The organism is Nostoc sp. C110 (genome assembly GCF_043099725.1).
Taxonomy (GTDB): Bacteria; Cyanobacteriota; Cyanobacteriia; order Cyanobacteriales; family Nostocaceae; genus Nostoc; species Nostoc muscorum_A.
The window spans coordinates 3,985,244-3,999,889 of record NZ_CP171148.1 but is presented as its reverse complement, the minus strand read 5'-3'; the positions used below and the strand labels follow the sequence as shown (position 1 = coordinate 3,999,889).

General features: G+C 39.1%; 12 protein-coding genes and 1 pseudogene. 9 read left to right on the top strand and 4 right to left on the bottom strand.

Annotation, left to right across the window (positions count from 1 at the left end):
- The first annotated feature begins 210 nt into the window (after positions 1–210).
- The 4 genes from ACFFRD_RS22545 (at position 211) to ACFFRD_RS22530 (ending at position 3,771) form a co-directional block, all read left to right on the top strand.
- Positions 211–423, top strand: a complete 213-nt coding sequence (locus ACFFRD_RS22545; RefSeq protein ID WP_174711888.1) for a hypothetical protein — start codon at positions 211–213, stop codon at positions 421–423.
- 192 nt (positions 424–615) lie between these two features.
- The gene (locus ACFFRD_RS22540; RefSeq protein WP_392477536.1) at positions 616–1,797 is read left to right on the top strand and encodes a phosphotransferase family protein; all 1,182 of its coding nucleotides are present in this window, start codon (positions 616–618) and stop codon (positions 1,795–1,797) included.
- A 79-nt stretch (positions 1,798–1,876) separates the two neighbouring features.
- On the top strand, positions 1,877–2,962 hold the full coding sequence (locus ACFFRD_RS22535) for a T3SS effector HopA1 family protein (RefSeq protein ID WP_392477534.1): 1,086 nt from the start codon (positions 1,877–1,879) through the stop codon (positions 2,960–2,962).
- A gap of 398 nt (positions 2,963–3,360) precedes the next feature.
- Entirely contained in the window at positions 3,361–3,771 is a 411-nt protein-coding gene (locus tag ACFFRD_RS22530; protein ID WP_114083777.1) for a 2TM domain-containing protein, read from the top strand.
- 256 nt (positions 3,772–4,027) lie between these two features.
- On the opposite strand, the pseudogene ACFFRD_RS22525 reads toward ACFFRD_RS22530, so the two are convergent.
- Positions 4,028–4,174: pseudogene (locus ACFFRD_RS22525) on the bottom strand (TIGR03792 family protein); the annotation flags it as partial.
- 134 nt (positions 4,175–4,308) lie between these two features.
- Between ACFFRD_RS22525 and ACFFRD_RS22520 the strand changes: the two are divergent.
- On the top strand, positions 4,309–4,632 hold the full coding sequence (locus ACFFRD_RS22520; RefSeq protein ID WP_012409359.1) for a phasin family protein: 324 nt from the start codon (positions 4,309–4,311) through the stop codon (positions 4,630–4,632).
- Between the two features lie 78 nt (positions 4,633–4,710).
- The gene (locus ACFFRD_RS22515) at positions 4,711–5,232 is read left to right on the top strand and encodes an FKBP-type peptidyl-prolyl cis-trans isomerase (protein WP_392477532.1); all 522 of its coding nucleotides are present in this window, start codon (positions 4,711–4,713) and stop codon (positions 5,230–5,232) included.
- A gap of 75 nt (positions 5,233–5,307) precedes the next feature.
- Here the strand turns inward: ACFFRD_RS22515 and dnaB are convergent, their stop codons facing one another.
- The 3 genes from dnaB to gloB all read right to left on the bottom strand — a co-directional run bounded on the left by dnaB (position 5,308) and on the right by gloB (position 9,581).
- Positions 5,308–7,932: a replicative DNA helicase gene (gene dnaB, locus ACFFRD_RS22510; protein ID WP_392477531.1), complete on the bottom strand. Its 2,625-nt coding sequence runs from the start codon at positions 7,930–7,932 to the stop codon at positions 5,308–5,310.
- Between the two features lie 163 nt (positions 7,933–8,095).
- Complete coding sequence (gene rplI / locus ACFFRD_RS22505) at positions 8,096–8,554, bottom strand: 50S ribosomal protein L9 (RefSeq protein ID WP_185585640.1); 459 nt, start codon at positions 8,552–8,554, stop codon at positions 8,096–8,098.
- Positions 8,555–8,807: 253 nt separating this feature from the next.
- Positions 8,808–9,581, bottom strand: a complete 774-nt coding sequence (gloB, locus tag ACFFRD_RS22500) for a hydroxyacylglutathione hydrolase (RefSeq protein WP_392477527.1) — start codon at positions 9,579–9,581, stop codon at positions 8,808–8,810.
- A gap of 406 nt (positions 9,582–9,987) precedes the next feature.
- Here gloB and ACFFRD_RS22495 point away from each other — a divergent pair, with 406 nt between their 5' ends.
- The 3 genes from ACFFRD_RS22495 (at position 9,988) to ACFFRD_RS22485 (ending at position 14,643) form a co-directional block, all read left to right on the top strand.
- Entirely contained in the window at positions 9,988–10,830 is an 843-nt protein-coding gene (locus tag ACFFRD_RS22495; RefSeq protein ID WP_114083773.1) for a hypothetical protein, read from the top strand.
- Between the two features lie 18 nt (positions 10,831–10,848).
- Positions 10,849–12,012, top strand: coding sequence for a glycosyltransferase family 4 protein (locus tag ACFFRD_RS22490; RefSeq protein ID WP_392477524.1), 1,164 nt, complete (start codon positions 10,849–10,851; stop codon positions 12,010–12,012).
- 309 nt (positions 12,013–12,321) lie between these two features.
- The gene (locus tag ACFFRD_RS22485; protein WP_392477523.1) at positions 12,322–14,643 is read left to right on the top strand and encodes an ATP-binding cassette domain-containing protein; all 2,322 of its coding nucleotides are present in this window, start codon (positions 12,322–12,324) and stop codon (positions 14,641–14,643) included.
- Positions 14,644–14,646 lie beyond the last annotated feature (3 nt).

Here is a 14,646-nt window from a genome sequence, read left to right as displayed (position 1 = left end):
TAAACCGATATGATTAATAATCAGCTTTCTTTATTACCAAAAATAAGGATAGGCGATCGGATTAAGCAATTTACAGCTTCATCAATATCAATCATAGCAGTTGATCAATTTTATTAATTTTTTCCTGACTGCGAGTGAGATGATTAAGTAATTGATGCTTAATTATGCTCATGTTGACTAATTGATCAATGTTTTTGGGAATTGAAATCCATGTCAAGAATTACTATTTCTGATCTTCATACCGATGATTCAGAAGGTTTACTCATAGATATTAGCAACATAGATTACATATCTATATATGCTGGTGCAGATGACGATCTTGCTCAGATTCTTAACTATGGTTTGAAAAATCTTCAATTTGCATTGTTGGCATTTACTATCCATGAAGTTGCAGAGCTAGCAAAATCATTCAATACTCAATAGTGAATCGATTCAAAAAGTGCAAAGCTCCTGGAGTTGCTTGAAGATTTGATTGATTCGTACAGCCGAAAATAATAGGTATTGTATGACAATCTACACATAGCGATGTAGACATAATAGATGATCAATCTATTAATAATGTCTTCTAATTACGCAAGAATTCTTAGTTGTTAATTTTGACGATGAGCTGAAGCTATGACATCATTCTTATTGAGTTCTCAAAATGCTTTTGATTACCTGATTCTTCATGGATTATGTACTCAAGATGAAAAGTCTTTAAGCAAAATAGAGCTAAAACCTGCTAAAAACTTTAATTTATTAATCAGCTTACCAGATGAGCGGAAACTCCTAATTAAGCAAGAGCCTTACAAACGAGAGGGAAGGACTGCTGGCGAATTTTTCAAAGAATGGCGAGTTCACAATTTTTTGCAAACTTTCCCAGAACTAACCGACATTCGCTCATATTTTTCGGAGGCAGTACATTTTGATCCTGAAAATTCAATCTTTGTTTTCAATTATCTAACTAACTATCGGGATTTGATGGATTTTTATGTGGAAAAGAATTTGAATTTATTTCCCGTAGAGATTGCCAGGGTAGTTGGAACTACTTTAGCATCAGTCCATCGCCTATCTATTGACCGTCAAGACTATCAGGAGTTTTTCCAAATATTCAGCCAAGGAACTCCTAACCTGAATCTTGGCATAGATAGAGTTACCCCGGCAGTTTTTGGCAAGTTGCCCACCGATGGACTAAAATTTTTGTCTCTTTATCAACGTTATGATAGCTTAGGACAGGCGATCGCAGAGTTGAGTAATGCCTTCACTCCCTGTTGTTTAACCCATAACGATCTGAAACTAAACAATATTCTCCTATCTCTGAGTTGGGAAGAAGCTGCTTTTGATGAATCGTCCTCAGATGATAGTCTTATTCGATTAATTGATTGGGAACGTGGCGCTTGGGGAGATCCAGCTAGTGATTTAGGAACACTGATAGCCAGCTACCTGCAACTTTGGCTACACAGCATGATTACTAGTAAAACAATGGCGATTCAAGAGTCTTTACGTCTAGCAACAACTCCTCTACATTTGCTACAACCTTCGATTAGAGAGTTGGTAATTGCTTATCTCTCTGTTTTCCCCGAAATTATAGAACATCGTCCTGATTTTTTACAGAGAGTTATGCAGTTTTGCGGTTTCGCTTTGATTAAATCTATTCAAGCCAAACTCCAGCACGAAAAAACTTTTGGTAATAAAGGTATTTGCATACTCCAGGTTGCTAAGAGTTTATTATGCCGTCCAGAAGCATCGATACCAACAATTTTTGGTGTAGATGCATCATACCTATCTCCCATTAACTTATCTCCCGCTTCAAAATAAATTCTAAGTCAACAAGGGGACGCAAACATTTTTTGTTTGTCTGTCCCTATCTCTCCACATTCTTGACAGGCAAGTTTTTATGCAACTATTAGATTCGCTGGGAAATCAGCTGTCAGAGATTCCAGAATTATTGCAGACATCACTACAAGATATCGCTCATAATGTTGAAATCCAATCTCACCACTGTATTAGACATCCAGATTTTGGTTCAGTGGAAGTACCAGAATCATTAGTCTCTCACTTTCAGCAATTATCTTTAGATTTTCAAAATAAGTTTTTGAGTTATCAACTACGTAGTTTACTTTATGCCCTCTACTACAACGGCTCATCGAAAAGTCTTTCCAATGCAGAAGCAACGAATTTGGCTTTGAATCAAAATCTCGAAAACAATACATTATTTGGCGTAGATATAGCTTTTTACGATCGCTTGCATGAAAATAACAGAGGTGTAGGCTACTGGAGTCATGATTGGCTGGTTATAAAAGAAGACATTGATGGTACTTTGGTAGTGTATAAGAACGATTTAAAGCTGCACATTGAACCCGATAGCTTACAACAAACGGCTAATACTGGTGACTCGGTATCAATCAAAATGCCTAAGAATCTGGTACAAAACGGATTTTATATGGCAGTTGCTAATGCAGCTATGGCTCGAAATTATCAAACTTTGGTACGTGTCTACTTCAATTTGACTCCTGAAGGCTCAGTTGCAGTCATGAACGATTTGACTACCCAACTCAATGCTATATCCATTGCCTTCTCATTTAAAGCATTGTATAACCCTTCTGATTATGGGCGTTACGACTCAGCAGTGCTTTATTTCGACAAAAAGGACTATGAACTTGTTCGTCCAGTCTTAGAGAGGGTATATAAAGAAAATCAAGTGCATTTTCAGCAGCAAGTACCTTTATTTACCAAGCTTATAGCACCAGGGTTAGCGATCGCTGAAGAGCCAGACCGTAAATTTGGCGACCAAGAAAGTTTTGGTACACATCGATGCCAAATTGTTGCTAATGGTTTGCTTGAGGCTTGGCATCTAGGGAATGATACGCCAGAAGATAAGATAGCAGCAATTTTACGGCATTTCTCATTATGGGAAATTGAATTGCAACGTCCTTACCTCAATGCCAATTCAGATGATATCTACACTTCCTTAAATCTCTGAACTGTCGAATATGATACTCATGATTTCTGATTGAAAATCATATTTTCGCTCACCAAATTTTAGATTGCAAATAACAAGACTTGGGATTTAAGCATTAACTCTTAATAAGGGGCTTAAGTTCCAAGTCTTCTTAATACACTTAGTTTTATTTCTCTTTTATCAATGCAAAACTATACATTGTAGGGTCAATTCATTAATTGCTCCTACGCACAAATAAGGTTTAGGTATTGACAAATACAGTAGCCCTAAATCAGTTGTGAGAAAATAATAAGGTTGTGAATGTCACTAAGTATTGGGTGCAAAATGTGGAGACGTTCGCTAACTGAATTGAACGAAGCCTATTGAAAACTTCGTGAAATCAAAAGCGCATTTACACACAAACTTATAAGGTAGTTAAAATGACTTACGATTCAGAAGATGTGCAAAAAATCCTTGAAATAGCACTCACTCGGAAACAGGAAGGTGAATTTTCACGAGAACAGCTTATAGAAATGGCATCTGAGTTAGGCATTTCTTCTGATATTTTGGAAAAAACTGAAAAAAAGTGGTTAGTTCAGCAAGAAGAAGAACGGTCACGACGCACATTTAATACTTTCCGACGCAGAGCTTTTTTGGGGCATTGTGTTTCCTTCCTGGCAGTGAATTTATTCCTCATTCTCTTGAATTTAATCACTAGTCCTGGTTATTTTTGGGCTATTTTCCCAGCATTAGGATGGGGTTTAGGATTATTTTTTCATTGGTGGGGCGTTTATCAGAGTAAATCAGAGGATTACGAGATTGCCTTTCAGAAATGGCGTTCACAAATTTAACTAAAATTCAAGTCGGATTATGATAATTTTTTGGGGCGATCGCTTCACTAGTCACTGTGACAAAAGTTGAACTACCCTCAACAAGTAGGGGCAAAGCGGCTTTCCGCAGGATATTGCCCCTATTTGTCTAGTTAATTGGGATGGTGGCTGAATTTACGCTGTACTTCATTAGTGGCTGTGACGGAATTTTACTTACCTTCAAACAAGGGGATTTTGCCCCTTGTTTTGGTTAATTGAGACTGTTCGCCATAACTTATGTAGGATAGTTGAGGTTGATCCAGACCTCTTTACCGAGAAAACCAGGATATTCAGCCAGCGCTGTTGTTCAAATTTGCGTGTCCTTCTGGATAAAATTTTCCCTTAAATGCGGGGCAACCTCAAACTTGAGTAGTTCTATAATCACACCCTACGATCCTGTGTTTGCTAATTTGCCAAAATAGAGATGTAGGCTAGAAGAACTACGCTTTTCGCATAGCTTCATTGCCTACACTCAGGAGCAAGGATCAGCTGCTTTGACACAAGTAAGAGGAAGGGAATATGGATAACAACAACTGGTTACAACAGCTAATGATGATGGGTCTTGGCACAACGTCTTTAGTAGCAGAAAAACTGCGCCAAGTCAGCGATGACTTGGTTAAAGATGGTAAGCTCAATCCTGAGCAAGCTAAGGCAGTTATAGATGATATTGCCCAGCAGTTAAAGTCGGAGCAGGGAAACTGGGATGTCCAAATGCAACGACAAATGCGAAATATGATGCAAGATTTAGGCGTAGCTCGACAGTCCGAAGTGGACGAACTACGGGGTAGAATTGACCGTTTAGAGCGGCAATTGCGCGATTTGGAAAATAAGCTTTGGCGTTAAGATGTCCTTTCTGATTTAAACTAATTGTGTCCTATTGGTAATCTTTTTGCCAGGATACTTAAGTAAGGAGAACTGATTTTGAAACCAATTTTCCTCAGCGTGGCGTTCATGCTGGTGTGTGTTGTGCTTTTGGCTGTGGGGCAAGTAGGCAGTAAACAGAATACTGCCGTTGCTGCCCAGTTAACCCAAACGCCGCCAGCGGCCACAACTGTAACTGAAAACAATATCTTAATTGCGAGTAATACTATGTCTGACGCTAATGCCGTAACTACTCCGTCTGGATTGAAGTATGTGGAGTTAAAAGAGGGGACTGGGGCGACTCCTCAACCAGGACAAACGGTTGAAGTTCACTATGTCGGTACTCTAGAAGATGGTACTAAGTTTGATAGTTCACGCGATCGCGGCCAACCATTCAGCTTTAAAATTGGCGTTGGACAGGTAATCAAAGGTTGGGACGAGGGAGTTAGCACGATTAAAGTCGGCGGTCGTCGTAAGTTAATCATCCCATCTGAGTTAGGCTATGGCGCTCGTGGTGCTGGTGGCGTGATTCCACCCAATGCAACTCTAATTTTTGATGTGGAATTGCTAGGAGTTAAATAAAGGTTGGGGTATTGGGCATTGGGCATGGGGCATTGGCTTTTCTCAGTACCCAATCCCCAGTCCCCAATTCAACGGCTAAATTTTTAAATTTTGAAACTTTGTAAACTGTGGATTAAACAAAAGTTTCGCTGTCCCTGTAGGCCCGTTGCGGTGTTTAGCTATAATTACTTCTGCAATGCCGCGATCGGGAGTATCGGGAGAGTAGTATTCATCGCGGTACAACATTATTACTAAATCCGCATCCTGTTCAATCGAACCTGATTCTCTCAAATCTGACAACATCGGACGCTTATTAGTACGCGCTTCCACCCCTCGACTTAACTGAGATAAAGCAATAACTGGTACAGATAATTCACGCGCTAAACCTTTGAGTTGACGGGTAATTTTTGATAATTCTTGTACGCGATTATCGCCTGCTCCTTCCATCAATTGCAAGTAATCTATTACAATTAATCCTAATTCAGTTCCAACTTCCGCTTGCAGCCTTCTTGCCTGACTACGCATTTGTGTAACTGTAATATTCGGCGTGTCATCAATATAAATTGGCATCTCGGAAAGGATACCAATAGCACGGCTTAAAGGTTCCCATTGTGTTTGACTGAGGCGACCAGTTCGCAGATAACTACTTTCAATTTGTGCTTCACTAGCTAATAAACGTTGTGTCAATTGCTCTTTGGACATTTCCAAGCTGAAAAAAGCAACTGGTAATTTATAAGAAGCGGCGATATTATGAGCAAGGTTTAAGCAAAAGGCTGTATTGTGTACACAGATATCATTAGCAACAAAATTGTGTGTTTCTGGAATTGTTAAGTCATAAACCTGCTTGTTACCCACCGACTCAATCGCAACGATTTCATCCCAATAAACATCACTGGTTGCTAACTGTTGAAGTGGTAAATTATCTAAAGCTGTAGCTAGTATCCAAAGCCTTTCCCGCTTTAGGGCACGTTTACCAACATGCATATTTGTATAACCTTGAATCCCTGCATGTCTAGCTAAATTACTCCAAGTTTCATTACCTTTTGCTAATGCTATTTGTTCCCAAATCTCTACAGGTATCAAGTCACGATTAGTTTGATATCTTTTTTGAGATATTGCTGCTGCAACTTTTTCTATTGCTTCTTCTTTACTGAAGATACCTATTTCGGCGATAAAGGTTTTAATAGATAAGGCATCAGTAATATCTAATTGCCACGCTGCCCTTCGGGTGTTTTTATACTTAACAGACCGTTTTTTGAGAGATGCAATAATGCCAAATCGTAATAAAAGATGTTGAATTTGTCTGGCTAGTTTTTCGCTGACTGTTGCATAGCCTAACTGTGATTGACCGCTAGTAAGAAGTGCAGCCCATCCATCAGTAGCAAAGAGACGATTAAGGAATAAGCCTATTTGCGATCGCTCTAACTTAAAAATGATGTTTGGTATAGTTTTAGAATGAGCATCTTTGCCCCACAAACCTAATTCTTCTAACCAAAGCGTTAGCGAATTCTTGCGAGATTTGCTCATGCAGGCAAATCCATGAGATACAAACTCTTCTGATTCTAATTGTAAAATTTCGCCTGTTAAACCACCAAAATCCGCAACTGCTTGCAAAAAATCGGTTTGCAGTAATGAATTACCATTTGTAAATCGTGGAGTGCAGTTAGTTAATCCGCCATCGCCAATTAAATAAGCTAATAACTTGACTTCGCACTCGCGCATAGAATGTGAGCCAAACACATCTATTTTTCGCGGGATAGCGATTTTATCACCAACTTTCAAATTTTCTAGTTTTTGCCAGCCTTTAATAGTCAAATACGGGTGGGTGATTGTAGTTTCAATAGACCTACCTAAGCGAGTTGTTACCCGAAAAACTGGTTTGATACCATCATCTACAAATGCAGAGGGTTGAGTAAAGGTAAATTTCCAGTCATTATTTAACGTCAATAATAAACCACTTGTGTTGAGCGGAGTCGAAACATGACGTTGTTTATATAATTCTTCTATTGTGGTAATTGTTCCATCTGCCAAAACTATTTCTGAATCATGACTAAGGCATTTTCCCATTGATGGGCGGCCCGCAACAATAATCAAATCAGAGCGCTGAAAGCCACTGGTCATGGCATCTAAATCGTAAAATCCGCAGGGAACACCAGGTAAGGCGATGCCTTGATTTCGATCCTCAATATCCTGGAAATTATTAATTAGAGTATCAGAAATGTGAACTAAACCCGATTGGGGACGTTCTTGAGTTACACCGAATACTTTCTGTTCTGCCTGATCTAAAACAGTTGGTAACTCGGTTTCTGTCTCGTAACCAAGATGTACAATTTCATTGCCAGCTTTAATTAACTGCCGCCGCAGGTATTTTTCCATCACCAACCCTGCGAGGGCATCGATGTTCACGGCTGACACTGTGCGGTCTACCAGAGTTGCTAATTTATTTCTGCCGCCTATGCGGGTAAGCATCTCATGGTCAGTCAGCCAACTTGTGACTGAAAGCAAATCTGTGGGTTTACCTTGGGTGTGGAGCCTCACAGCTGCCTGATAAATATCTTTATGGGCGCTAATGTAAAAAGCTTCGGGAAGGAGGCGATCGCTAACTCGGCTAATCGCTTCTGGATCTAGCAAAATACCCCCCAAAATCGCTTCTTCGGCCTCAATATTTTGTGGGGGGAGGCGATCGCTACCATCACCTTTAAAATTCAGTTCTTCAGCCATAAACGATTTTAGTTTTGACGATTTTGCTAGCCGGGAGTATGGGAGTTATGCAATTTTAGATTTTAGATTTTAGATTTTTTCTTTAATCAAAAATCCAAAATTCCAAATCTAAAATTGGCAGAGTTAGGAATTATTACCCCTGCTCCCTCGTCCCCCTTCTGAGTTAACTAGCGACGACTTGAATATCCACTTGTGCCGCTACATCAGAATGCAGCTTGATTTCGGCTTGGTAAGTACCAAGGTGGTTAATATCGGGGATGGTAATTCCACGCCGATCCACTTCTTGACCGGTGGCTGCCTTAATTGCATCTGCAACATCTTGGCTGGTGATAGTACCGAAAATTGCTTCGTTTTCACCAACTTGCTTGGCAATTGTCAAGCTACCAACTTTTTCAAGAGATTCTTTTTGCTCAAGAGCTTGTTGTCTGAGTTCTAATTGCCGTTGACGCTCTTGCTCACGACGGCGTTCTACTTGCTTGAGAATACCAGGAGTGGCATTAGTTGCCAATTTCTGGGGAATCAGATAATTACGAGCGTAGCCGGGAGCTACTTCCACTAAGTCGCCAGATTTCCCCAGCTTGCTGATATCTTGATTTAAAACTAACTGTACGCGTTTCGCCATCGTTTTTCCTGTAAAATCTGATTAATTTGGGTAAGGCTTGATAGCTCACAATGTCACTGCTGTATTCCAAGCTTCTTTGCCTACACCCTAAAGCTTACAGATCGTAGCGAAAGGAAGGGTGCGATCGCAACTATTCCCACTAAAAAGTTGAAGGGAATGGAGAATGGGGAAGAAGCGAGGGGGCAGGGGGCAGGGAGCAGAGGGGAAAGAGCTAATGTTATTCTCCTGAATTACCAATTCCCCATTCCCAATCTTAAAAGTTATTTTTCATTTCCCGTATCCGCGCAAAAGTTTGCACTCCATCACTACTCTTAACAGTTGATTGTAATGATGGCTGATCCCAACGTAAAAATGGATTGGTGTGCTTCTCCACTCCTAGCAGTGAGGGGATGGTAGCTTCTCCTCGACTACGGTAAGCTTTTACTTCGTTGAAGCGTCTTTGTAAGTCAGCGTTGTCGCCATCCACAGTTAAGGCAAATTGCAGATTTTTTAAGGTGTATTCGTGGGCACACCAAATACGGGTATTATCAGGTAGAGAACGCAGTTTGCTTAAAGAATCTACCATTTGGGTTGGTGTTCCTTCAAATAAACGACCGCAACCGCCGGAAAATAGGGTATCACCACAAAATAAATCGCCTGTCTCACTTGCTTCTTGAGGTGGAAAGTAGTAAGCGATGTGAGCGCGGGTATGTCCAGGAACGAAGATAACTTCAGCTATGCGGTCTGCAAACTCGACGCGATCGCTTTGTTGCAAAAATACCTGTTGTCCCGGAATCCTACCACGATCCTCGGCTCCTCCATAAACTATCAGTTGGGGAAATTTTTCGATTAATTGCTTATTACCACCCACATGATCGTTATGGTGGTGCGTGTTAAAAATTGCTACCAAATCAGCTTTTAACTCTGCCAGTTTCTTTAATACTGGTTGAGCCTCTGCTGGATCGACAACAGCAGCAATATTGCGTTTGTCGTCATATAACAAGAATATGTAGTTGTCTGAGAGTGCTTCCAGACGGATTACCTGCATTACCTCTGCTCCCTTACAACATAAATGTTTGGTATTGAGTAGCAATCCTAGATTCCAGTGAATAATAGTGCTACATTCACAAGCTATATCAAGTGTTTATACTTTGTTTATTATAGCTGTAGTGCAATATTACCTATGATATTATACTTCTGTGTTTACACGGTAATTATACTTAAATAAAGTAAAAATTAGGTGAATTTATCAGTGAATTTTCTCTGGGAATAGTTATAAATATAAAGTTAAATTTATTTTAATATTTTTTTACTTAAACATAATCAATATTCAAATTCATATTTTGCTGATCTCTACTCTATGGAATTTGACTATAACTCAAACTAGAGTAAGATTTTATGACAATAAATACGTATCTAGTTTTCAAAGTCAACAAAAATTATTCATTTGATTTATGTCAACACCAACTAAAGGTTTTATTACAATTCTAACAGGGCTTTATTCGTTTCAAGATTGTATTCATTTTTTAGCAGCAGTCAGAAAGTTTCATCAAGAGCCGATCATTATTTTAATTGACCAAGTTCCAATAGTTCTTTATCCCTTGCTAAAAGCATTCAAAAATGTAATTTTAAAACCAGCACCTGCAAACGAAAATACTGTTTTGGCATCGCGACAAGCAAAATTGGCTCTATATGAAGCTTCTGAGTTTGATAAAACGATTTATCTAGATTCGGATATTTGTTTACTTACGGATATCAATGATGTATTTGACTATTTAGATGAATATGAGTTTTTACTAACGGAAGATGTACAACCTTCTATTCTTAAGGCTACAAACTTATTACGTGGTAAACAAGAAGACCTTTTGCCAAATGTTTTGCCAATTTTGCAATCGGTAGGATTGCCATTACAAGCAGATAGTGTGCAGTATAATGGCGGTTTTATGGCTTTTCGGAAAACAGAAGTAACCAAGATATTTTTTGACGAATTTAAACGTTATTTTGAGATTGTCAAAAATAATCAAGATAAATTACTTTTAAAAGACCAAGGGGCTTTTGCTTCTGCGATCGCATCTGTACAACCTCATAAGAAAATCTTACCACCAACCTATAATTATCTCAGCAAGTGGCAGGATGCTTATGATATTCAGGATACAATTAAAGTTCTTCACTGTACTTATCCTTATCGTCCTCAATATGCTAAAGATATTAGTCGTTCCTTATATACAAGGGTTTTTGACAGATTTGCTAAAGTATTTTTACCGAATCAAGTTACAAATCCTTGGCGCATTAAATAAAAATTAAGTATAAAAACAGTGAAAAATTTTTCCAAGATATCGCTGTTGGTTTCTGATTTATCAAGTGCAGCTATTTTGCGTGCATACTTGATAGCAACAGCCCTAAGAAACTTAGAATATGAAGTTGAAATTATGGGGTTTTTATTTGGAAACAACTTATATCGAAATTTACCATCAGAATTAAACGTTTATAATTTACCAGGTAAAAATTTTCCCGATTTTTTCGGAGAAATTAACAAAATCTTACCAAAAATTAATGGAGATATCATTTATGCAATAAAACCACAAATAGCGAGTTTTGGAGTTGCCTTATTAAAGAAAATATTTAGCCAAAAAGCCTTAATTTTAGACATAGATGATTGGGAACTCAGTTGGTATGGTGGCGATGACTGGCATTATAATTTCACACCCAAACAATTAGCCAGAGATTTGTTGAAATCAGATGGCGCACTTAGAAATCCTTATCATCCTTTGTACGTGAAATGGATGGAAGGTTTGGTAAGTAGCGCTGATGCGGTGACGGTGCATACTAACTTTTTGCAGCAGCGTTTTGGGGGTACATTTGTTCCCAATGGAAAGGATACTGCTTTATTTGATCCTGCTCGATATGATGCTGAGTCCAGCAGAAATCGTTATGGTTTATCTGAATATCGTATTTTAATGTTTCCTGGTGCGCCAAGACCCTACAAAGGTCTAGAAGATGTTCTCATCGCGCTCGATAAAATCAATCAACCAGATTTAAGACTAGTGATTGTAGGGGGCAGTCCTTATGATGATTACGATCAGCAACTTCAACAAAAGTGGGGACGCTGGATTATCAAATTACCAAAGTATCCAGCGAATGTGATGCCTGATTTAGTAGCAGCAGCTCACATTGTAGTTGTTCCCCAACGAGATACCCCAGAAACTCGCGCTCAATTTCCCCTGAAGTTGACAGATGGAATGGCAATGGCTAAACCTGTATTATCAACGCGCGTTGGAGATATTCCCAAAATATTAGGTGATACTGGTTATTTAGTCGAGCCTGCTTGTCCTGAACAGATTGCTGAACAGATTCAATGGATTTTTCAGAATTTAGAGTCAGCAAACCAGCAAGGTATCAACGCAAGAAAAAGATGTGTAGAACACTATAGTATAGAGGCTATGGCTTCGGTGTTAAAATCGGTAATTTCTCGGTTGTAAAATTAATATGGAAGGAAGTGTAAATTGAAGAAAGTGGGAGGTAGAGGAACTTTTCAGTTTGGGGTTCAATCTTGGATAAATTGAGACCACGCAAAAGTTGTGAGGACTCAAACCACAAGCTCACTTTGATGGCGGCAGTAAAAAATCGCTCTTGTAATCTTCCCTTGTGATGGGGCAATATTCTTCCAGCAATAACTGCCTCTTTTATTGGAATATTGAAAATTATTTAGTTTGTCTATTTGATATTAGCAAGTTTGGCAAGTAATTTGTGAATAATATTAATAATTGAAAATTGCATAGAAATACCCAATGTCTACCAGAAAACTGCTATTACGATTCGCTAGACCTTATCCAGGTTTGATTCTACTGACAATATTGTTAGGATTTTCTGGAGCTTTATTTAATGGGATTAGCACCGCTTTAATTGTGCCGGTGGTTTTAAAAATCGTGGGACAAGAAGTAGATTTAAGTACTGCTCCTCCTATTCTAAAAACGATGATATCTCCATTTGATAATACTCCAGAACCTTACCGGATAGGAGTAATGGCTGGGGCGATTATCTTCACAATTATTTTAAAGAATTTAGCTACTTATGCCAGTTCCTTAGCATCGAGTTCTTTAACCAGAAAGCTAACATCAGATATGCGCGAAACTGGGTTAAAGCTATTACTAGAAATTGATATAGATTATTATGCCAAAACTAAGGTTGGTGATTTAATCAACCGTCTTGGTGGAGAAATTGGTCGGTCTGCAAGTTCTATAGGTAGTATCGTCAGGATAGTTATCCTGGCAATCACAGTTTTAGTTTTTGTTAGTTTGTTGCTGTCAATTTCTTGGCAGTTGACAATTGCTGCTACGCTTTTGTTATCGTTGGTGACGTTAGTAAATCAGTATGCCATTTCCCGGTCGAGAAATTTTGGGAAACAGCTGAGTGAGATGTCTAGAGCATATTCAGTCTCTGTGCTGGAAACTCTGAACGGAATTCGATTGGTAAAATCGACGGGAAATGAAGAAAAAGAATATCAACGGATTAAAAAACTAATTCGCGATCGCGAATTAGCAGATTTCCAATCTCAAGTTAATTCGGAAGCCATTACACCTCTAAGTGAGGTAATGGGTATTACAGCTTTACTGCTGATTGTACTTTTGAGCAAAACCTTCTTTGCTCAACAGGTTTCTTCTCTTTCTACCGTACTCCTGACATATTTATTAGTGCTGCTGCGAGTGCTGCCATTGATTTCTCAGTTAAATACTATTCGCAGCAACTTTGCTAGTACCGCAGCTAGTGTGGATGTGACGAATGAGTTTTTAAGCTTGCACGATAAGCCGTTCATGGAGAAAGGTAAGATTCCCTACACAAAATTAGAAGAGGGAGTATCTTTTAATTCTCTTTGCTTTGCCTACCCTGGTCATGAAAAGTTGGTACTCAAAGATGTAAATTTATATTTACCGCGTGGTACGACCTTAGCATTGGTAGGCGGTTCTGGGGCTGGTAAATCTACTTTGGCAGACCTTTTACCCAGATTTTATGACCCGATCGCTGGCAGTATTACCATTGACGGCACCGATTTACGGGAGTTCGAGCTAGTATCCCTACGGAAGCGGATGGGGATTGTTAGTCAAGATACCTTTCTTTTTAATGACTCGGTGCAAAATAACATCGCTTATGGGCGAACAGAGGCTACTGACGATGAGATTTTGACGGCAGCAAAGCGGGCAAATGCTTATGAGTTTATTAGCAAATTGCCTCAAGGATTTGACACCCTAATTGGCGATCGCGGCGTAATGTTGTCTGGTGGACAAAGGCAAAGATTAGCGATCGCCCGCGCCCTCCTCCAAAATCCTGAAATTCTGATTTTAGATGAAGCCACCAGCGCTTTAGATACCGTTTCCGAACGATTAGTACAATCTGCACTTGACGATCTTAGTCGCGATCGCACCACCTTAGTAATTGCTCACCGCCTTTCTACAGTCCAAAAAGCCGATCAAATAGCTGTGTTAGATCAAGGACAGGTGGTAGAAGTAGGAACCCATGAAGAACTTTTGCAAAAAGGTGCTTACTATTCACGCTTGTACTCCATGCAATTTAGCGATCGCCCTAATAAAAATTTGATTCAGACAAAAATTATTAAGGCAATGCGCCTAAACTCAAAGAAATTTGTTGATCGTCCGGAAGCCGCTACTAAACACAATCAAAGCTTGCTCCGTATCTCTCACGAAATTCGGACACAGTTGAACTCAATGATTGGATTACTGCGCTTATTGCTTGATGATCTGGAAAACGATTCTCAAGAACGGCACAAATTAATTGAAGACTCTTACAAATCAGCCTGGAGAATTCTCAACACTATTGATATTTTTGAGGATGTGATGAACTTACAAATAAGGGGGCAGATTATCTCAATTTCTGACCAAAATCAAAATATCATCAGCGACTATTATCAAAGCTTTAATCATCTCTCCGTTGAGTTTAGAACTTCTCTTAATCTCATACTTAGCTCTCTCCGCTCTCTAGCAGATAATTTGATAGACACTCCCCAAGAGCCAAATGAATTAATTAGTGAAACTTATGAATCTACTATATGTCTTCTGAATAATTTAGAAAAATTTGAGGATAGTATTAATGTCTAAAAT